The 18974-nt window shown below is 43.2% G+C and carries 21 protein-coding genes and 1 pseudogene; 9 read left to right on the top strand and 13 right to left on the bottom strand.

Annotated features, from left to right (window positions below; genetic code table 11):
* Positions 1–42: 42 nt before the first annotated feature.
* Positions 43–714 carry an LOG family protein gene (locus LRM44_RS03155; RefSeq protein WP_243803719.1) on the top strand — a complete coding sequence of 224 codons (672 nt, stop codon included), beginning with the start codon at positions 43–45 and terminating at the stop codon, positions 712–714.
* Here the strand turns inward: LRM44_RS03155 and LRM44_RS03160 are convergent, their stop codons facing one another.
* Genes LRM44_RS03160 through LRM44_RS03170 form a run of 3 tightly spaced genes read right to left on the bottom strand, consistent with a single transcriptional unit; the run spans position 715 to position 3067 of the window.
* Entirely contained in the window at positions 715–1194 is a 480-nt protein-coding gene (locus LRM44_RS03160; protein WP_243803720.1) for a hypothetical protein, read from the bottom strand.
* Positions 1194–2156: a carbohydrate kinase family protein gene (locus tag LRM44_RS03165; protein WP_243803721.1), complete on the bottom strand. Its 963-nt coding sequence runs from the start codon at positions 2154–2156 to the stop codon at positions 1194–1196. The genes LRM44_RS03160 and LRM44_RS03165 overlap by 1 nt, the downstream gene beginning before the upstream one ends.
* Positions 2156–3067 carry a class II fructose-bisphosphate aldolase gene (locus tag LRM44_RS03170; RefSeq protein WP_243803722.1) on the bottom strand — a complete coding sequence of 304 codons (912 nt, stop codon included), beginning with the start codon at positions 3065–3067 and terminating at the stop codon, positions 2156–2158. Before LRM44_RS03170 ends, LRM44_RS03165 begins: the two co-directional genes overlap by 1 nt.
* A 163-nt stretch (positions 3068–3230) precedes the next feature.
* Here LRM44_RS03170 and LRM44_RS03175 point away from each other — a divergent pair, with 163 nt between their 5' ends.
* Positions 3231–3476, top strand: coding sequence for a hypothetical protein (locus tag LRM44_RS03175; RefSeq protein WP_243803723.1), 246 nt, complete (start codon positions 3231–3233; stop codon positions 3474–3476).
* A gap of 72 nt (positions 3477–3548) precedes the next feature.
* On the opposite strand, the gene LRM44_RS03180 is transcribed toward LRM44_RS03175, so the two are convergent.
* From LRM44_RS03180 to gap, 5 genes are all read right to left on the bottom strand, one after another.
* Positions 3549–4511 carry a transketolase family protein gene (locus LRM44_RS03180; RefSeq protein ID WP_243803724.1) on the bottom strand — a complete coding sequence of 321 codons (963 nt, stop codon included), beginning with the start codon at positions 4509–4511 and terminating at the stop codon, positions 3549–3551.
* Positions 4508–5344, bottom strand: coding sequence for a transketolase (locus LRM44_RS03185; protein WP_243803725.1), 837 nt, complete (start codon positions 5342–5344; stop codon positions 4508–4510). The genes LRM44_RS03180 and LRM44_RS03185 overlap by 4 nt, the downstream gene beginning before the upstream one ends.
* A complete protein-coding gene (locus tag LRM44_RS03190) occupies positions 5344–5994 on the bottom strand; it encodes a ribulose-phosphate 3-epimerase (protein WP_243803726.1) in 651 nt (216 codons plus the stop codon). Before LRM44_RS03190 ends, LRM44_RS03185 begins: the two co-directional genes overlap by 1 nt.
* Positions 5991–6443, bottom strand: a complete 453-nt coding sequence (locus LRM44_RS03195) for an RpiB/LacA/LacB family sugar-phosphate isomerase (protein ID WP_129631214.1) — start codon at positions 6441–6443, stop codon at positions 5991–5993. Before LRM44_RS03195 ends, LRM44_RS03190 begins: the two co-directional genes overlap by 4 nt.
* Positions 6444–7120: 677 nt before the next feature.
* Entirely contained in the window at positions 7121–8143 is a 1023-nt protein-coding gene (gene gap, locus LRM44_RS03200; protein WP_243803727.1) for a type I glyceraldehyde-3-phosphate dehydrogenase, read from the bottom strand.
* A gap of 70 nt (positions 8144–8213) precedes the next feature.
* Between gap and LRM44_RS03205 the strand changes: the two genes are divergently transcribed.
* On the top strand, positions 8214–9731 hold the full coding sequence (locus LRM44_RS03205) for a RelA/SpoT family protein (protein WP_243803728.1): 1518 nt from the start codon (positions 8214–8216) through the stop codon (positions 9729–9731).
* A gap of 42 nt (positions 9732–9773) precedes the next feature.
* On the opposite strand, the gene LRM44_RS03210 is transcribed toward LRM44_RS03205, so the two are convergent.
* The 4 genes from LRM44_RS03210 to pheT are packed head-to-tail and all read right to left on the bottom strand — an operon-like array spanning position 9774 to position 14482.
* Positions 9774–10304 carry an inorganic diphosphatase gene (locus tag LRM44_RS03210; protein ID WP_129744642.1) on the bottom strand — a complete coding sequence of 177 codons (531 nt, stop codon included), beginning with the start codon at positions 10302–10304 and terminating at the stop codon, positions 9774–9776.
* A 3-nt stretch (positions 10305–10307) separates the two neighbouring features.
* Complete coding sequence (locus LRM44_RS03215; RefSeq protein WP_243803729.1) at positions 10308–11240, bottom strand: NAD(P)/FAD-dependent oxidoreductase; 933 nt, start codon at positions 11238–11240, stop codon at positions 10308–10310.
* On the bottom strand, positions 11233–11910 hold the full coding sequence (locus tag LRM44_RS03220) for an FKBP-type peptidyl-prolyl cis-trans isomerase (protein WP_243803730.1): 678 nt from the start codon (positions 11908–11910) through the stop codon (positions 11233–11235). Before LRM44_RS03220 ends, LRM44_RS03215 begins: the two co-directional genes overlap by 8 nt.
* 58 nt (positions 11911–11968) lie before the next feature.
* The gene (gene pheT, locus LRM44_RS03225) at positions 11969–14482 is read right to left on the bottom strand and encodes a phenylalanine--tRNA ligase subunit beta (RefSeq protein WP_243803731.1); all 2514 of its coding nucleotides are present in this window, start codon (positions 14480–14482) and stop codon (positions 11969–11971) included.
* A gap of 176 nt (positions 14483–14658) precedes the next feature.
* Between pheT and LRM44_RS03230 the strand changes: the two genes are divergently transcribed.
* From LRM44_RS03230 to LRM44_RS03245, 4 genes and pseudogenes are all read left to right on the top strand, one after another.
* On the top strand, positions 14659–14877 hold the full coding sequence (locus LRM44_RS03230) for a hypothetical protein (protein WP_243803732.1): 219 nt from the start codon (positions 14659–14661) through the stop codon (positions 14875–14877).
* A gap of 211 nt (positions 14878–15088) precedes the next feature.
* A pseudogene (locus LRM44_RS04215) lies at positions 15089–15136 on the top strand (tetracycline resistance determinant leader peptide); the annotation flags it as partial.
* 15 nt (positions 15137–15151) lie between these two features.
* Complete coding sequence (tet(M), locus tag LRM44_RS03240; protein WP_000691727.1) at positions 15152–17071, top strand: tetracycline resistance ribosomal protection protein Tet(M); 1920 nt, start codon at positions 15152–15154, stop codon at positions 17069–17071.
* Positions 17072–17189: 118 nt separating this feature from the next.
* Positions 17190–17357, top strand: coding sequence for a cysteine-rich KTR domain-containing protein (locus LRM44_RS03245; RefSeq protein WP_000336323.1), 168 nt, complete (start codon positions 17190–17192; stop codon positions 17355–17357).
* Between the two features lie 59 nt (positions 17358–17416).
* On the opposite strand, the gene LRM44_RS03250 is transcribed toward LRM44_RS03245, so the two are convergent.
* The gene (locus LRM44_RS03250) at positions 17417–17770 is read right to left on the bottom strand and encodes a helix-turn-helix transcriptional regulator (RefSeq protein WP_001227347.1); all 354 of its coding nucleotides are present in this window, start codon (positions 17768–17770) and stop codon (positions 17417–17419) included.
* 503 nt (positions 17771–18273) lie between these two features.
* Between LRM44_RS03250 and LRM44_RS03255 the strand changes: the two genes are divergently transcribed.
* Entirely contained in the window at positions 18274–18696 is a 423-nt protein-coding gene (locus LRM44_RS03255; RefSeq protein ID WP_000804885.1) for a sigma-70 family RNA polymerase sigma factor, read from the top strand.
* Entirely contained in the window at positions 18693–18923 is a 231-nt protein-coding gene (locus tag LRM44_RS03260) for a helix-turn-helix domain-containing protein (protein WP_000857133.1), read from the top strand. Before LRM44_RS03255 ends, LRM44_RS03260 begins: the two co-directional genes overlap by 4 nt.
* Positions 18924–18974: the final 51 nt, after the last annotated feature.

Here is an 18974-nt window from a genome sequence, read left to right on the forward strand (position 1 = left end):
ATGATATAGTAATAAAGTTAAAATCATAAAATAAAAAGGATAATGATGACACCGAAAAATGTTTGTATTCCGCGCGAATTGCAACTTCAGGCTGCGATGTTCAGATTAGGAAAAGTCGATGACGAAATTCATGCCGGCTATGAAATTCTCCAAAAATATCATAAAACCGTGACTTTTTTTGGATCAGCCAGGATAACTGAAGATAATGAATATTATCAAAAAGCCAAAGACTTAGCGTTTCAATTAGCTAAAGAAGGCTACACAATCATCACCGGCGGTGGTGGCGGAATTATGGAAGCAGCAAACCGCGGCGCCATGGAAGCTGGCGGAAAATCAGTCGGATTCAACATTCGCTTGCCGCACGAACAATCATTAAACAACTACACGACAGATTCGTTCGCATTCACCCACTTCGCGCCACGAAAAATCGTTATGACACTTCTGGCCGATGCGTACGTTTGTTTCCCTGGCGGATTCGGTACAATGGATGAAATTTGTGAGATTATCACATTGACACAAACTAAGAAAATGGCGACAGTGCCAATTGTTCTGTTTGATAAAAAATTCTGGGGCAAATGGGATGATTTTGTTTGCGAAAATATGCTTCCAAATAAATTAATTTCTGACGGCGATGAAAAAATCTACACAATCACCGAAGATATTCCAGAGGTGGTTAATTTAATTAAAAATCAGCGAACTTGTTGCGACCGATAGCTATTTCTTAGTTTTCGGCTCAATCCAACAAATTCCTCCCTGGCAGACCACTCGCTCCACAGCTGGATTATATGTGCGCGGGTGGTTTTTATATCGGCGCGTAATCTCAAATCCCAGACCTCGCTTGCCGTACGTTGTCTGCTGCTTCCCCAGAGGTAACTGGCAGTGATAGTTATTTATAATATCAATCGGATTAAACGAAATCACCTGACCATCAACGTCCAAAAGCACCCATTCAGAAGCCTTGAACGGCGCCCATTTGTCCACTTTCGGCGCAATGGCCATTAGTGATTGATAAATTTCTTCTGCCGTAGCGTTTGACGGATCCAGACCTAGAGATCGAATAATTGAGTGTGCTCTAGCCAATATTTCCGCAATCAATCGCACATCGCTGTCATCCCTAGTCATCTGCCTGAGCTCGGTTAATGCTCGACGCTTTTTCGCGTCACCGCCCAACAATTTTCCCAAATTCTGCGCCATTATATTTCCCTTTCTTGAATTGGCATAGTATGAAGTACTGTGCCGGCATATAAAATTCCAGCTTTTGCACCAATTTTCATAACCACTGAGCTAGCGTTCGCACTGCCCATAATCACAGAGTTTTTCAAATTACCGCTTCGCGCCCATTCGCTCAAAAATCCCGACGCAAACGCATCTCCAGCGCCAGTTCTGTCAATTGACGGTCTGTCGTCGTACATCAGCGCTCGCACAATAGTTTTTCCGTCGCTTGCAATTGAGCCATTTACGCCGTCCGTCACCAAAACGACTGGAACTAATCTCAAACCTCTTCTAACCAAGGCTTCCAAATCCTCGCCAGACACCAACTGTTGCATTTCTTCTTTGTTCAAAGTTAAAACGTCAACATCAGACAATAATCCCAGCAATTTATCCTTTTGCGCCAATTCTTTCTTCCCGGGATTAAAGCAGATTTTCATATCACGACGCTTGGCTTGCTGGAATAATTTATGAAGCATTGACATATTTCCTGCCAAAGTTGAAACGTATAGCCAATCCGCATCCTCTTCGGATAAATCAAAATCCGCCTCATGATAATGCGTTGAAGCACCGCGGTATGTTAAAATCGTTCGCTCGCCATTTGAGGCTAATAGTAAAACTGAATATCCCGTGCTATATTTTGGCGAATATCGCACCAAATGCGTGTCAATATTTTCCTTGTCCAAATCTGCAATTACCGCTTGACCCGCTGGATCATGTCCGATTGCGCCCATGAAACTAGCATAATGACCTTGTCTGGAAAACGTTACTGCGGCGTTCGTAGCTCCACCACCAGTCGAGAAATGAATCTGGTTTACGTCAGCTTTCGCACCTAAATCTAGTCGCGCAAAACAATGTTCTGGACTTTCACAAACTGGCGTCAGTGCGTCTGATTGACTTAAAAATACGTCTTGAATCGCCGCACCAACGGTGATAATTTTTGCCATCAAACCACCGCCTTTCGCACGGAATTAAACGCCTTAATCTTCGACTCCACCACTTCCTGTACAGCAGCATAAACTGGCGGCATTAATTTAACGATAGCGTACTCATTTGGATTTTCTCGCAAAGTTTTCTCCAGGGTTGTTCGGAAAGCATAGCGCATATCAGAATTAATATTAATCTTAGAAACGCCAATTTTCGCAGCATCCTCAAAATAATGCAGCGGCGTGCCAGACCCACCGTGCAACGAAATCTGACAATGAATCGCCTCGCGAATGTCAGCCAACAAATCCAAATCCAACACTTTCGGAACTGGATATTTGCCATGCAAATTGCCAATCGCCGCCGCAAAAGTATCAATTCCAGTCGCCTCAACAAACGCCCGGGCACCCTCTGGCGTAGAGAAAGTCTTTTTTATCTCCTCGTAATTTATATCTTCCGTATGGACATTTGAGCTCCCGCCAAAATAATGTGGCTCAGATTCCACTAGCGCGCCGGTAAACTTGGCATATTCAACAACCTCACTAGTTTTGGCAATAATTTCCTCGTCTGAAGCGTCATGATTTGCCTGAGAAATATCAATATGAATAAACTCATATCCAGCGTCAATCGCTCGCTTACAACCCTCAACCGTCGGACCGTGGTCCAGATTCAAGTACATTTCAATTCCATACTCAGCCTTATAATTGTCCACCAAATCGCGAACGTTCTCTAGACCCATAGCCTTCACTTCGGCGTCAGAAACCTCAACCAACACTGGCGATTGGAGTTTTTGTGCCGCCCGCGCCACCGCAATCAGCGTCTCTTGATTGTCAATATTAAACGCCCCAACCGCAAAACGCTGCGCCCGTGTCCGCTGCATTAAATGACGCGCCCGCGTCGTGTTTTTCCGAATCTCTGAAATTGATAATCCCATACTGCCCCCCTAAAATACTTATGGTAATTATATCAATTACCGCCCGCTATGCCAAGAGAATTGACATCATGTTGTTTTGGTGATAATATAAAATAACTTTTGCTCGAGACTTTCCTAGGGGCAAAAGAGCCCTTTGGTCTTGAGCTTCAGTAGAGGAGAGAACATGAACCCCGTAGTACGAGCAGTTTATTTCATGGGGAACTCGTTTTTGATTATTGTTGCACTGCTATCCGCAGTGTGGTGGGTGATTGTCGCCCATCTCTACGTAGCCTACGGACTACCGGCGGCGCTGGCGTTCGCGATGGGGAGCACCATACTCCCCGCCGCGGCCATCGGCATGAAACATCACGACCACCACGACGGGTACGACCACCACGAGGGGTGCAACTCCAGGTGTGACCGTAGGTGACACACACAACCCGCCAGGACTACCGCTTTGAGGTCTTTAATTGGATCTTGGCAGTAGCTCCTGGCGGGCTTTTTACTGGAGAAAATTGACAACACTACGAACAATTGAATCGACATCCAAACCGTGTTTTCGCCACAATTCAGACATTTTGCCAGACTCGCCAAACGCATCATTAACGCCGATTCGTTTCATCTTCACTGGCAAATTCTCACTAAGAACTTCTGCCACGCTTGAGCCAAATCCACCAGTAATCTGCCCTTCTTCCGCCGTAATGACGGCTTGGCATTTTTGAGCCGCATCAAGCACAGCATCCTCGTCCAGCGGCTTGATTGTCGGAAAATGAATCACTTCCGCCTGAATGTCATATTCATTCGCGAGCTTTTCCGCCGCCAACAGTAATTGATAAGTCATCACGCTAGTTCCAAACAAGGCAACATCTTTACCGCGCCTCAACGTATAACTTTTTCCAATCTCAAAAGTAGATTGATTCAGGAATAACGCCGTTTTTTCTCTTGGCAATCTTACGTAGTTTGGGTGTTTATCTCCAGCCATTGCCGCCGCCATTAGCTTGGCCTCATTAGCATCACCGGGCGCCAAAACCACCATATTAGGCAAGCTTCGCATCAGCGCAATATCTTCCAGCATTTGATGCGTCGCACCGTCTGGACCAACATTTAATCCTGCATGAGAACCGACCAGCTTGACCGGCTGATTATTAAGGCAAATCGTCGTGCGAATCTGCTCCCAGTTGCGACCAGGACTAAACGCCGCATAGCTGGCTGCAAACGGAATATTTCCCATAGCCGCCAATCCAGACGCCACGGTAACCAAATTCTGTTCCGCCACGCCAACTTCAATTGCCCGCGGTTTCCCGATTTCCTCATAAAACTTACCAAAGCCAACGCTCTCCATCAAATCCGCACTCAGCGCCACCACCAAATTATTTTTCTTCGCAATATCCACCAAGCCTTCGCCAAAACCAACGCGAATTGCCGCAAGTTCTGAATTCTGCCAATTCTCCATTAAGAAACTCATTTGCCGCCTCCTTCACTCAATTGAACAAGCGCCCGCTCCGCCTCCTCGGCGTTTGGAGATTTTCCATGCCAATGGTAATCATATTCCATAAAATCAACGCCACGACCAGGAATTGTATGCGCGATTATCACGCTTGGCTGCCGAGAATTCTTTGCTTTATCAATCGCCTGAATTATTGCCGAATAATTATGTCCGTCAATTTCCTGCGCCCCCCAGCCAAAACTTCGCCATTTATCCGCCAAATCACCTAACGGCATCACCTTTTCCGTATCGCCACCAATCTGAATATTATTTCTATCAACAATCGCAATTAAATTCGCCAGATTATATTTTTTCGCAAACATCACTGCTTCCCAAACATTCCCTTCATCAAGCTCGCCATCGCCCAAACTACAGTAAACGAATCGCTCAGGATTACCACCCAAATATTGCAATGAATACGCCATGCCGGCCGCCTGACTTAGACCGCATCCCAGAGGACCGCTAGTCGTTTCAATTCCCGGTAAACTGCCGCGTTCTGGATGGCCTTGAAGCTTGGAACCAAATTTTCGCAGATTAGCCAACTCTTTTTTGTCAAAAAATCCTCGCTCCGCCAGCGTCGCATATAAAAGTGGCGCATAATGACCGTTGCTCATTACGAAAATATCCCGATCCTCCCAATTAGGATTCTCAGGATCTAGTTGCATGGCGTGAAAATACAAAACCACCATAACGTCAGCAAAACCCAAACACCCAGCAGAATGCCCTGAACCAGCCGCTGATAATTCGCGAATAACAGACTTTCGCAATTGTTGCGATATTTTCTTCAATTTCGCTATTTGATCGATATTCATTAAAGCACGCTCGTTTTATTAATCTCCTGCTGCAATCTGGAGAAAATAGCGCGCGGATCTGACGATTTCTGAATAACGCCGCCAACATTCAGAACGTTAACGCCGCCCTGAACTAGGCTGTATGCATTATCTATAGACACTCCGCCGTCCCATCCGATTTCTACATTTGGATTAATAGCTTTAATAAGTCGTATTTTTTCTAGCTGCATAAGACTAGCAGTTCCGCCAAATCGCCCCAACTCACCGCTAAAAATCATCACATGATCTGCTATTTTTATCAATTCCTCAACCGTTCGCGGAACCGTCGGCTTTAATAGAGCTAATCCCGCCATAATTCCAGCTTGACGAATCTGCATAAGCGCGGTTTTTACGTCACCAGTAGCCTCTGCGTGAATAATAATCATATGCGGCCTTAAGGCAATCAACTTCGGAACATATTCGGCAACATCATTAACCATTGCGTGAATATCAATCATCCAACCCTCCGGCGCCCACAATTCAGGAATGCCAACAGTAAGCGTTGGAGCAAATTCGCCATCAGAAATATCAATATGCACACGCTCAACAAGCCCAGTTATTTTATTAACCTGCTCTTTGTATTGTTCGGCATTTTCCGCCAAAATTGCTGGTGCGATTACAGAATTACTCATGACAATTCATCCAACTGCGCATTACGCCTATTAAATCGTGGGGCATTCGCATAAGGGGTGTTCAGCCACGTTTCCACAATTCCCTTCCATGCCGATTCGTTATCTTCCAAAACTCGCGCTGGCAAACATAGAACATTCGAATCGTTATCTTGGCGCGTCATTTTTGCCTCAAACGCATCCCAAATCACACTGGCACGAATTCCTTTGAATCGGTTCGCTGCCATACACATTCCTTGACCGCCACCGCAAATTAATATCGCGCGCGGATCTTTGCTATCATCGCCAATAACCTTCAACGCCGCCGCCTGCGCGAATTGCGGAAAATCGTCATCAGGATTTAATTCTACACCGCCAACGTCTTGAACGTCATAGCCATTCTTAACCAAATAGGCAAAAACTTTTTCTTTCAACATAAAGCCACGATGGTCAGATCCGAGGTAGATTTTCATAATTTTAGTATAAGCGTTTTCGGTGATTTTTGCAAGGAAAAGTTGGGTATTTTATCAGAGGCAGAGTGTAGCTATTTGACAAAAAGTATTGACATTTCGCGGCTGGTATGATATATATATATCAGCTTTTCAAACCGTGAAAAGCAACTAACCGGGGAGTTCACCCCGGTTGAGGTCGCGGTTCTGAAAGGCCGCACCTCAAAATTTTCTCTAGGAGGGAAAATAATGTCCACTACTCGTAGTACGATCGTCATTATCCTGCTTGCCCTGTTCGGGTTGACCGGGTTGACCGGATGTGCAGACGTCAGCGACGTCTGGTCTCAGGATTTGGTCAAGGCGGGGTTCACCGACCCCGTCCCCATCAAGGGTACGGGGGAAGCCTCGAATACCATTATGGCCTCAGCGGGCGATTGTCGGATTCGGTTTGTCATCGACAGGCAAACCGACGCAATCTATGCGGAGGTTCCGGGAAGTGATATCTCTGACGAACCCTCATTCGTGAGGAGTCCGTCACTCGAAGTCTTGAGGCAGGACGAGAGGTTTTCGTCCTGCTTCGGAGAAGATTGAGGCGCCGCGCCAGCAGAAGGCGCGCTAAGATAAATATTCTGTAAAAGCGCCAAATTCCGGCGTCCCCGCACCACCACGGTGCGGGGTTATTTCCTTTTTGGAAGATGGCCTTATTCACTCTTTTTCAGATAATACGCCACATCCGCCACTAATTCAACCAGCCGGTTGGAATAGCCCCACTCATTGTCATACCAAACCATAACCTTGATCAAATTACCACCAACAACCTTCGTCAGCGGCAAGTCGACAACCCCAGAATGCGAATTACCAATGAAGTCGCGACTAACTAAAGGCTCTTCAGAAACGCCCAGAATACCCTGGTAAAAATTACTTTGTGCAGCTTTTTTGAAGGCTTCATTTACTTGCTCGACAGTCACATCTTTCCTGAGAAGCGCCGTCACATCACTAAGCGACACCACTGGAGTCGGTACGCGCACACTAAGTCCATCGAATTTTCCAGTCAGCTGCGGCAAGGTCTTAGTTACAGCAATTGCAGCGCCAGTCGTAGTTGGCACCATATTCTCAGCAGCGTTACGACCTTCCCTGAGATCCTTAGATGGCGCATCCTGTAACCTCTGGCTGGCCGTATAACTGTGAACAGTTGTCAGCATCGACTTTTCGACACCAAACTCTGCGTCCAAAATCGCCATAACCGCACCCAAAGAATTAGTCGTACAACTAGCATTAGACACGATTGGCGTCGCGTTTTTTACCTTGTCATCGTTAGTTCCTAAAACAATTGTATCGACTCCCTCAGACTTCGTCGGACCACTGATAACTACACGTTTTGCGCCAGCTGTTAAGTGCTTGCCCGCGCCATCTTTATCAGTGAAAAATCCTGTTGATTCAATCACCACATCAATTCCCAAATCTCGCCACGGCAGATTTTCTGGATCTTTCTCAGCCAGCACCTTAACCGACTTACCTTCAATAATCAGCTCGTTTTCCGTAAAATCAACTTGACGTCCGTACTCGCCGTAATTGCTATCATGCTTCAACAAATACGCCAATGTTTTTGTGTCAGTCAAATCATTGATAGCGACAATCTCCAAATCGCTTCTTTCATTAGCAATCTTAAACGCATTGCGTCCGATTCGCCCGAAGCCGTTAATTGCTATTCTCGTTACAGCCATATCGCCCTCCCTGTTAGATATTTTCGCTTTAGCTTTTCTTAATTATACTACAAAGTTGTATAATATAAACATGACGCGCGAAGAGTTATTGTCAATTGCTAAGCAAAAATACGACGAAGTGCCAGTATTGGTTTTAGCGAGCGCAATCGATTACGCCACGGAAAAGCATGCCGGACAAAAGCGCAAAAGTGGCGAACCTTATATCAATCACCCATTGGCGGTGGCGGGAATTCTGATTGAATGGGGCATGGATATTGATACGGTCGTGGCGGGAGTTCTGCACGACACAGTCGAAGATACCGACGCAACTTTAGACGATTTGGAAAGTTTGTTTGGACGCGATGTGGCGTTTCTGGTGGATGGCGTAACTAAAGTTTCACAAGCTCGTGCCGGAATGCGAAATTTGGATAGTTATTTACCACACACGAAGGACAATTTGACCAAGTTGATGATTGCCGTGGGTGAAGATGTGCGCGTGATAATTATCAAGCTAGCCGACCGCCTGCACAATATGCGAACCTTGCAATTTATGACGCCAGAAAAGCAGAAAAAAATTGCCAGAGAGACAATTGAGGTTTTTGCGCCGCTGGCCGACCGCTTAAATATGGGACGAGTTCGTGTTCAATTGGAGGAGCTGAGCTTTAGATATTTGATGCCGAAAGCTTTTCAAGAAACCAAAAATTTAATGGACAGTCGACTGAAAAAATCGCAACGAAAATTGGATCACGTTCGCCGCGAAGTTGAAGCGCGACTGAAGGCAGAAAAGCTGGTTTTCCAGATGGACGGACGCGTTAAGAGCGTTTATAGCTTGTTTAAGAAATTGGACAAAGTTGGCGATATTGATAAGATCTATGATTTGATTGCCCTAAGAATAATTGTCGATGATTTATCGACTGGATATTTGGTTCTGGGGATTTTACATGATATGTATCAGCCGATGTACGAGAGGATTAAGGATTACGTTGCCAATCCAAAGCCAAATGGCTATCAAAGTCTTCACACAACCGTACAAACACCAAGTGGGCAAATTGTTGAATTCCAGATTCGAACCAAAGAAATGCACGAATACGCCGAGCGTGGATTAGCGGCTAGTTTCCATTATAATGAGCAAAAATTGACCGACGCCTATAAAAAAGGAAAAATCGGAACTATGCCAGCCGATTTGTCATGGATTCGCGAGCTTCAAGAAGCCGCCGCTTTAATTAGCGAAGGAAAGCGATTCGACTCCAACAAATTCCGAATGAAGCTGTTTTCTGATAGGATTTTCGTGTACTCACCAAAGGGCGACATTTACGATTTGCCTCGCGGAGCATTTCCCCTGGATTATGCCTACCGAATTCACTCCGACATTGCGGCGCGCGCAAGTGGATTTAAGATCAATGGCGTAATGAAGCCATTCAATTACAAATTACAGCACGGCGACACAATTGAAGTCTTAACAAGCAAGTCCGCTCGTCCAAAACCAGATTGGCGAGACGTCATAATTACGCCACACGCCAAAGATAAATTACGCTTACAATTATCCCACTCAAACGGCATCTTACAACAATTAACTGGCGGCGTTTCCTCGTTCTTCCGACACAAGTAACGCTCGCCAGTCTCTCGGTTTTAATCAATAATCAAACGCGATTTATTTTTCATTCCAACGAGTAATTGACTCGCGGATGATTTGCTTTGCTCTTTCTACGTCGCCGAATCCCTTGACTACTGTTGAGCCAGGCTTCTTCAAATCCTTGTAGTGATTGAAGTGGTGCTCAATTTGCTTCAACAATTGTGGAGGTAGGTCTTCTAGTGAGTTGATTGCGTTGCCAGTGTTTCGGTCGTCGGCTGGCACAACGATAACCTTGTCGTCAACTTCATTGTCGTCAACAAATTCCAACACGCCGATAACTTTTGCTTCCATAAAAATACCGGTTGTCAGCGGTTCGTCGGTGATAATTAGCGCGTCCAATTCGTCGCCATCTTCATCCAAAGTCTGCGGAATGAAACCGTAGTTTGTTGGCTTTGCGAAAATAGCTGGCTCAACACGGTCCAACTGCATCACTGCAAGCTCGCGGTTCCACTCAATTTTATGACTTGATCCCTGTGGAATCTCAACAACTACATTCACGATGCCATTTTCGACATCACCAGGTGTTAAAATTTGATTAAAATCTGCCATTTTTTACTCCTCTCTGGCTTTTTCTTGTAAATATTCACGAATCTGCAGCGCCGCCACCGCACCTTCACCAACCGCCGAAGCGATTTGCATAGTTGCCCCCGAGCGCACATCGCCAGAAGCAAAAACACCAGGAATATTAGTGTGCAGGTGTTCGTCAGTAATGATGTGTCCGCCTAAATCCAACTCAACGTCCGAATTTGTCAGGAATTGCGTGTTCGGAATTAGCCCGATAAATACGAATAATCCGTCAGCAGTAAATTCTTTCTGCTCGCCGTTTTGGGTCGATTTAACGCCGTAAAATTTATCGTCCTTGACAATAATTTCATCAGTCGTTGCGCCGATGTGAACGGTAATTTTTCCATCATCGACATACTTCTGCAAATCTTTTTGCAAAATGTCACTAGCACGCAATTTACTGCGAACCAACAGATCAATATGGCTAGCGTATCGCGTCAAAAATATCGCTTCTTGCACTGCTGAGTTTCCGCCACCGACAACGATTAGATTCTTATCACGATAAAACGCGCCGTCGCAAGTCGCACAGTAATGCACGCCTCGACCATATAATTCGTCTTCGCCCGGAACGCCTAATTTGCGGTGATTCGAGCCAGTCGCCAGCAAAACTGACTTCGCGCGGACAGATTGACCGTCAATTGTCAGCTCCAATTCGCCATCAACTTGCTTCAATTCTGTCACGTCACCATACTCAATCTTCGCACCAAATCGCTCCGCCTGTTGTTGCAATTCAGACGCCAACTTCATTCCAGTAACACCTTCAGCAAATCCAGGATAATTGTCAATTTGATCAGTAATCGCCGCCATTCCGCCGACCACGCCACGCTCATATAACGTCGTGTCAACATCTTCGCGCGACAAGTAAATTGCCGCCGTTAACGCGCTTGGACCAGCGCCAACAATAATAACATCTTTAGACATTGAAACCTCGCGATCGATAATATTGTTTCATCACTTCTGGCATTTCTGGCTCTGGAATATCGGCTGGCTTTTCAATAGCCATCACCACGAACTTAAGTGGAGAATTTGCAGGAATTTTATCACCCTGAGCTTTGTCTCCGTAAGCCTTGTTGGCTGGAATTGTTAATTCACGCACGCCGCCAATTTTCATACCAATTAAACCCTCTTTCCAGCCTTGAATGACTGCAGTATTTGCCGGGCCATCCATATTGAGAGGAGCTTTCAATTTGCCGTCAGCAATTGATTGATCGAAAATCTCACCCTTAGCGTTCCAGCCAATGTAATAAACAGCCAACTTGGTGTCGTCCTTAACTTCAGCACCTTCGCCTTCAACCAAATCTTCCTTAATAAGCTCTTTCACGTCACCAGCTTCAAACGCGCCAACTCGTGAGCTAAACTCAGAAAACTTGCCGTAATATTTTTGACTCAATTCATTAGTCCGAGCCTCTACTTTCTTTTTCCGTTCGTCAGTAGCCTTGGTATATTCATCCTGAGCTTTCTTAAACGCGGCTTGGTCTTTGGCTTCATTTCCAGGCGCCACCATCATAGCGACAAATCCGCCAACGGTACCCAAAAACATCATGCCGGCAATAACCCAAATACCTATTCTCTGGCCTTTTGTAGTTGCCATATTCCTCCTTTATTTACCTTTCAATTATAGCAATTTTTATCAAGCGCAACAAATCACGTTAAACCTGAGCGGCGTCGAATTCTTCCGCAGCCATCGCGGCAATCTCCTCAATAATCGGCGCAATGTCTTTATCTTCCAGCGTCCGCTCGGCGCTCGTAAATTTTACATTCAAAGTTACAGTTTTTGTCGAATCGTCATTTTTTGGCTGATATATCGCAATCGGCGTTATGCTAATTTGTAACTCACCGTGTTTTTTCGCAACTTCTTCAGCGCAAGCATAAACCTTCGCATAATCAACATTCGAATCCATTTTCAATGAAATATCTCTGGCAGTCGACGGAAAACGACTTAACGGCTGGTAATTATAGCCCTGATTTTTACTCAGATTTTTCTGCAATTTTTCAATATCAATAGAAAACGCCGCGGTGTAATCTGGCAATTTGAAGTTACGTCGAGCAGACAAAGCCAGCTCGCCAACAATTCCCAAATTGTCGCCATTATTCGCCACAATCCAAGCACTGCGTTTCGCATCGAATGGCGCCGGAACGTCGCTGTCAGATTCCGCAATCTTCACAAAATCAACCTCAACACTCAAATCTTTCATCAGCCTTTCAGCATTTTTTCTCACCTTGTAAAACGGCGCGCCAGTTTGAGGTTTTTTATTCGCATAAACTCCGTCAATGAAAGTCTTTTCAATCGGCAAATTCTCATCGTTAAATCCTAATTTCTTATCGTGAATTTTGCCAATTTCAAACAACATAAATTCGTCATGTCCAGATTTTATATTGGCATGAACTTTATCCAGCAAACTAGGCAAAATGCTAATTCGGTAATATTGCAAGTCTGGACTAAGCGCGTTACTCAAGCGATACGCACGGCTCGGATCTTGGTCGGAATTTTTCAAAACTCGCTCATGGACAAAGCTATACGTCAAAACTTCGTTCGCCCCAGCTCGCGACAAACTTCGGCGAATTCTCTGCTTCAATTCACGACGCTCATTCTTCGAAGCAGGCTTGATGCTTCGCTCTGGCAAATGACGCGGCAATCTATCAAAGCCATATAATCGCCCAACTTCCTCAACAACATCCTCAGGAAGCTCAATATCTGTTCGCCAAAATGGACTGTAAACCATCACGCCAGCTTCGCCATATTTATTACCATCGTCAACGATAAATTCAACATTCTTTAGTAGTGTCTCAATCTCATTCTCGGCAAAATCAACACCCAGACGTTCTTCGACAAACCTTTTAGGAATCAACAATCCACCGTGCCAGTGCTTGCCATCGACCAACACTTGTCGCAATGAAGAATGATTCTTAAATAGTATAGGGCTAGCTTGCTCACCACCAACCATACCAATTAACCATTTTAAGACAGGGTCAATTTGTGCTGGCGATTGCCCCTTGTTAAACCTGGTCAGGGCGTCAGTGAAAATTCCGTGGCGCATAGCCGTACGTCGCAGTGCGTACATATCAAAATTGGCACATTCAAGGACAATATTCTTCGTTTCAGCCGAAACTTCCGTATTAACGCCGCCCATAATTCCCGCTAACCCAATCACACCTTCGCCGTCAGCGATCACAATATCGTCAACCGTCAATTCATATTCCTTGCCGTTAAGCAAACCAACTTTTTCGCCATCGTGCGCCATTCGCACGCCAAGTTTATGCCCGCGCAACTTGTCGTAATCATAAGCGTGAGTCGGCTGCGCCGTCATAAACATCACGTAGTTTGTCGCGTCAACGATGTTATTGATAGGCTTTCCGCCCATTGCGACTAATTGACATTGCAGCCACAACGGGCTTGAATGGATATCTACATTTTTTATAGCAATCACAGAGAATGCGGGCGCAAGCCCATTGGCTTCATTAAACACTTCAAGCTCTAAACCATCGCTATCTGCGAATTCTTGAATAGCATTATACCAGTCAGGACTATTAAACTGCTGATGAAAAATGCCAGCAATTTCACGCGCCACACCGAGTTGCCCAAAACAATCCGGCCTGTGCGTAAACATCTTATTCTCAATTTCCAGCACGTAATCGTCCAGCCCAAACACTTCCGCAAAACTTGCGCCAGCCTGAAGCGTGACGCCCGCCGGAATATCACACTCATTAATCTCGATAATTCCCTCGTGATCCGTACCAATCGCCAGCTCATCAGCCGCCGCCAGCATACCCTGGCTTAAGATTCCACGCAGCGGCCGCGCATCCAGCACGAACGGCTCAGCGTCATCAAAACTCGCTGGGACGGTGCTTTTTGGTGGCAACCAAATTGCCCACATATCAGCATGAACATTCGGCGCACCGCAAACCACTTGCACGTAACCATTGTCATCCCTTGGGACGTCCGCTACGCCACCATCGTCAATTTTAGTCACACTCAAACGATCCGCATTCGGATGCTTTTCGCACTCAACAACTCGCACAATGCGCGCGCCACCATATTTGGCTTTCAGGTCAATCACTTCCTCGACACCACCAAGCTGCTGATTGACACGCGACACTAGCTCATCAACTGGCGGCAACTCAAAATTAATCAATTGTTTTATAAGATTTAAGCTAACTTTCATACTGATATAATTATATCATTTTACTGGCAAGTAATCGACCTTAGAAAACTATAAATAACCAAGGTAAATTGCTCCAGGGCAAAATACAACCGTCCTTGAACAAACGGGAGATAATTCCCAAGGGCACCTTCTCTTCGCACTCGGAGAGGGGTCATTTCTTGAATTATAATATAACTATGAACTACGATATATATCTAGAACTACAAACTCGTCTAGAATGGTTTTATGATTTTCACCCAGAGTTTTTTAATGATATTTCGCTCGAGCAGAAGAAGCTACTGCAGGATACGTTCCTGTACGATGCGCCCGACGAACACTATCCGAAGTCATTGCAGGATTTTTATGATAAAATTGGAGATTCCTTTACAAATATGCTCTTACGTGCTATTATTTAAGTGACTATTTAAAAGGAGTTAATAAATATGCGGCAAGGTATTCTTAAATAAACTGTCAATTTGATAGCGGGAACAAATAATTAGATGTCCTTTTTTAGGAGGGCTTAGTTTTTTGTACCCAGTTTAAGAATACCTTTATCATGTGATTCTAAAGTATCCAGAGAATATCTGTATGCTTTGTATACCTATGGTTATGCATAAAAATCCCAGTGATAAAAGTATTTATCACTGGGATTTTTATGCCCTTTTGGGTTTTTGAATGGAGGAAAATCACATGAAAATTATTAATATTGGAGTTTTAGCTCATGTTGATGCAGGAAAAACTACCTTAACAGAAAGCTTATTATATAACAGTGGAGCGATTACAGAATTAGGAAGCGTGGACAAAGGTACAACGAGGACGGATAATACGCTTTTAGAACGTCAGAGAGGAATTACAATTCAGACAGGAATAACCTCTTTTCAGTGGGAAAATACGAAGGTGAACATCATAGACACGCCAGGACATATGGATTTCTTAGCAGAAGTATATCGTTCATTATCAGTTTTAGATGGGGCAATTCTACTGATTTCTGCAAAAGATGGCGTACAAGCACAAACTCGTATATTATTTCATGCACTTAGGAAAATGGGGATTCCCACAATCTTTTTTATCAATAAGATTGACCAAAATGGAATTGATTTATCAACGGTTTATCAGGATATTAAAGAGAAACTTTCTGCCGAAATTGTAATCAAACAGAAGGTAGAACTGTATCCTAATATGTGTGTGACGAACTTTACCGAATCTGAACAATGGGATACGGTAATAGAGGGAAACGATGACCTTTTAGAGAAATATATGTCCGGTAAATCATTAGAAGCATTGGAACTCGAACAAGAGGAAAGCATAAGATTTCATAATTGTTCCCTGTTCCCTGTTTATCACGGAAGTGCAAAAAACAATATAGGGATTGATAACCTTATAGAAGTGATTACGAATAAATTTTATTCATCAACACATCGAGGTCCGTCTGAACTTTGCGGAAATGTTTTCAAAATTGAATATACAAAAAAAAGACAACGTCTTGCATATATACGCCTTTATAGTGGAGTACTACATTTACGAGATTCGGTTAGAGTATCAGAAAAAGAAAAAATAAAAGTTACAGAAATGTATACTTCAATAAATGGTGAATTATGTAAGATTGATAGAGCTTATTCTGGAGAAATTGTTATTTTGCAAAATGAGTTTTTGAAGTTAAATAGTGTTCTTGGAGATACAAAACTATTGCCACAGAGAAAAAAGATTGAAAATCCGCACCCTCTACTACAAACAACTGTTGAACCGAGTAAACCTGAACAGAGAGAAATGTTGCTTGATGCCCTTTTGGAAATCTCAGATAGTGATCCGCTTCTACGATATTACGTGGATTCTACGACACATGAAATTATACTTTCTTTCTTAGGGAAAGTACAAATGGAAGTGATTAGTGCACTGTTGCAAGAAAAGTATCATGTGGAGATAGAACTAAAAGAGCCTACAGTCATTTATATGGAGAGACCGTTAAAAAATGCAGAATATACCATTCACATCGAAGTGCCGCCAAATCCTTTCTGGGCTTCCATTGGTTTATCTGTATCACCGCTTCCGTTGGGAAGTGGAATGCAGTATGAGAGCTCGGTTTCTCTTGGATACTTAAATCAATCATTTCAAAATGCAGTTATGGAAGGGATACGCTATGGTTGCGAACAAGGATTATATGGTTGGAATGTGACGGATTGTAAAATCTGTTTTAAGTATGGCTTATACTATAGCCCTGTTAGTACCCCAGCAGATTTTCGGATGCTTGCTCCTATTGTATTGGAACAAGTCTTAAAAAAAGCTGGAACAGAATTGTTAGAGCCATATCTTAGTTTTAAAATTTATGCGCCACAGGAATATCTTTCACGAGCATACAACGATGCTCCTAAATATTGTGCGAACATCGTAGACACTCAATTGAAAAATAATGAGGTCATTCTTAGTGGAGAAATCCCTGCTCGGTGTATTCAAGAATATCGTAGTGATTTAACTTTCTTTACAAATGGACGTAGTGTTTGTTTAACAGAGTTAAAAGGGTACCATGTTACTACCGGTGAACCTGTTTGCCAGCCCCGTCGTCCAAATAGTCGGATAGATAAAGTACGATATATGTTCAATAAAATAACTTAGTGTATTTTATGTTGTTATATAAATATGGTTTCTTGTTAAATAAGATGAAATATTTTTTAATAAAGATTTGAATTAAAGTGTAAAGGAGGAGATAGTTATTATAAACTACAAGTGGATATTGTGTCCTGTATGTGGAAATAAAACACGATTAAAGATAAGGGAAGATACTGAATTAAAAAAATTCCCCCTCTATTGTCCGAAATGCAGACAAGAAAATTTAATTGAAATAAAGCAGTTCAAAGTAACTGTGATTACAGAGCCAGACGCAAAGACGCAGAGCCGATAAAATGAGATTAATACAATCTCATTTTATCGGCTCTTTCCGTTATGTATGGATTCTTTTAATTAGTCTTCGATGTTTCTTGCTTCGTTGATACCGCTGGCTAAAGATTCCATTAAGGATAGTTCTTTGTCTGTAAAGCTATCCATGTATTTCTCTATCTGTAATCGTCGGGTGCTTTTTACCAAGTTATTAGCAGGTAAGAAAAATTCATCAACGGAAACATGAAGTAACGATACAAGGTCATAAAGAACTTGTATGCTGGGGTGTTGCCCTTTATTTTCAATATTAGTTAAGTACCGTGGGTCAATTTCAATCAATGCTCCCACTTGTTCACGAGTTAAACCTCGTTTCAATCGAGCTTCTTTAATGGCTAAACCAAAGGCTCTAAAATCATATTTATCTTCTTTTTTACGCATAGTAGACCACCTCTATACATTTTATTGTTCCTACTGAATTAAAAACAGGTATAGAAAAACGTGTTATATGGTTTATAGGTTTATATTTAATAAAAAGCACTACTAAACGCCAATAAAAAAACCGTTATATGGTAGTGCTATTTACGCTGTTAAAATATTGTATATTACTTCCAAATGGCGGTTTGTTGGAGGTCAACGTCGCCATGAAGTACATCATATACAATAAATTTCCTTACATTGGGTTCTTGTCAAAAAAAGTCGTCTATCTGCAATAGATAAGTACGTCCACCAATGTGGTTTTATAAATCATATAGATAGAATAACAGAAGCATGTAAACAGAGAAATAAATCTGTTTATATGCTTTTTTGGCTATTCAGAACTTTTTTACAAAGTTTATTTATCAGTAATGCAACAAATCCCCCTTTCACATTGGGACTAAGAGTGAAAGGAGATAAACGAGCAAGGCTCACTTCCTTTCCTAGACAGAAAGGGGGTGAGAAACATGAAACCATCTTCTTTTCAGACCACAATAGAAAATCAGTTTGACTATATCTGTAAACGTGCTATGGAAGACGAGCGAAAGAATTATATGCTTTATCTTTCAAGGATTGCAAAGCGTGAGGTGTCCTTTTCGGATGTTGGCGATTATCTTGTTAGCCAGTTTGCGACAACAGATAACTATTCAACTGACTTTCAGATTTTTACACTCAATGGGTTATCAGTAGGCGTTGAAAATGATTTGTTGAGTGAAGCATTACGTGAGTTGCCAGACAAGAAACGTGAAATTCTACTGCTGTTTTACTTTATGGACATGAGCGATTCAGAAATTGCAGACCTGTTGAAATTGAACCGTTCTACTGTCTATCGGCATAGAACCAGTGGACTAGCCTTAATTAAAAAGTTTATGGAGGAATTTGAAGAATGAAAACACAATATCCTATGATTCCCTTTCCTCTCATTGTAAAGGCAACAGATGGCGATACCGAAGCGATTAACCAGATTCTACATCATTACAGAGGGTACATAACGAAGCGTTCCCTACGACTTATGAAAGATGAATATGGCAATCAAAGTATGGTCGTTGATGAAGTCTTACGTGGAAGAATGGAAACCAGACTGATTACAAAGATTTTGTCATTTGAAATTAAGTAATATCCTCTCTCCTTTCGTGGAAGCGTGCTAAACCATTCCACGCTTCCCGAA

The organism is Candidatus Nanosynbacter sp. HMT-352, assembly GCF_022819385.1.
Lineage (GTDB): Bacteria > Patescibacteriota > Saccharimonadia > Saccharimonadales > Saccharimonadaceae > Nanosynbacter.

What these genes read in the sequence shown, in the direction of transcription:
- LRM44_RS03155 (WP_243803719.1), top strand. Translation starts at nt 43, where the DNA reads ATGATGACACCGAAAAATGTTTGTATTCCGCGCGAATTGCAACTTCAG.
- LRM44_RS03160 (WP_243803720.1), bottom strand. Translation starts at nt 1,194, where the DNA reads ATGGCGCAGAATTTGGGAAAATTGTTGGGCGGTGACGCGAAAAAGCGT.
- LRM44_RS03165 (WP_243803721.1), bottom strand. Translation starts at nt 2,156, where the DNA reads ATGGCAAAAATTATCACCGTTGGTGCGGCGATTCAAGACGTATTTTTA.
- LRM44_RS03170 (WP_243803722.1), bottom strand. Translation starts at nt 3,067, where the DNA reads ATGGGATTATCAATTTCAGAGATTCGGAAAAACACGACGCGGGCGCGT.
- LRM44_RS03175 (WP_243803723.1), top strand. Translation starts at nt 3,231, where the DNA reads ATGAACCCCGTAGTACGAGCAGTTTATTTCATGGGGAACTCGTTTTTG.
- LRM44_RS03180 (WP_243803724.1), bottom strand. Translation starts at nt 4,511, where the DNA reads ATGAGTTTCTTAATGGAGAATTGGCAGAATTCAGAACTTGCGGCAATT.
- LRM44_RS03185 (WP_243803725.1), bottom strand. Translation starts at nt 5,344, where the DNA reads ATGAATATCGATCAAATAGCGAAATTGAAGAAAATATCGCAACAATTG.
- LRM44_RS03190 (WP_243803726.1), bottom strand. Translation starts at nt 5,994, where the DNA reads ATGAGTAATTCTGTAATCGCACCAGCAATTTTGGCGGAAAATGCCGAA.
- LRM44_RS03195 (WP_129631214.1), bottom strand. Translation starts at nt 6,443, where the DNA reads ATGAAAATCTACCTCGGATCTGACCATCGTGGCTTTATGTTGAAAGAA.
- gap (WP_243803727.1), bottom strand. Translation starts at nt 8,143, where the DNA reads ATGGCTGTAACGAGAATAGCAATTAACGGCTTCGGGCGAATCGGACGC.
- LRM44_RS03205 (WP_243803728.1), top strand. Translation starts at nt 8,214, where the DNA reads ATGACGCGCGAAGAGTTATTGTCAATTGCTAAGCAAAAATACGACGAA.
- LRM44_RS03210 (WP_129744642.1), bottom strand. Translation starts at nt 10,304, where the DNA reads ATGGCAGATTTTAATCAAATTTTAACACCTGGTGATGTCGAAAATGGC.
- LRM44_RS03215 (WP_243803729.1), bottom strand. Translation starts at nt 11,240, where the DNA reads ATGTCTAAAGATGTTATTATTGTTGGCGCTGGTCCAAGCGCGTTAACG.
- LRM44_RS03220 (WP_243803730.1), bottom strand. Translation starts at nt 11,910, where the DNA reads ATGGCAACTACAAAAGGCCAGAGAATAGGTATTTGGGTTATTGCCGGC.
- pheT (WP_243803731.1), bottom strand. Translation starts at nt 14,482, where the DNA reads ATGAAAGTTAGCTTAAATCTTATAAAACAATTGATTAATTTTGAGTTG.
- LRM44_RS03230 (WP_243803732.1), top strand. Translation starts at nt 14,659, where the DNA reads ATGAACTACGATATATATCTAGAACTACAAACTCGTCTAGAATGGTTT.
- LRM44_RS03250 (WP_001227347.1), bottom strand. Translation starts at nt 17,770, where the DNA reads ATGCGTAAAAAAGAAGATAAATATGATTTTAGAGCCTTTGGTTTAGCC.
- LRM44_RS03255 (WP_000804885.1), top strand. Translation starts at nt 18,274, where the DNA reads ATGAAACCATCTTCTTTTCAGACCACAATAGAAAATCAGTTTGACTAT.
- LRM44_RS03260 (WP_000857133.1), top strand. Translation starts at nt 18,693, where the DNA reads ATGAAAACACAATATCCTATGATTCCCTTTCCTCTCATTGTAAAGGCA.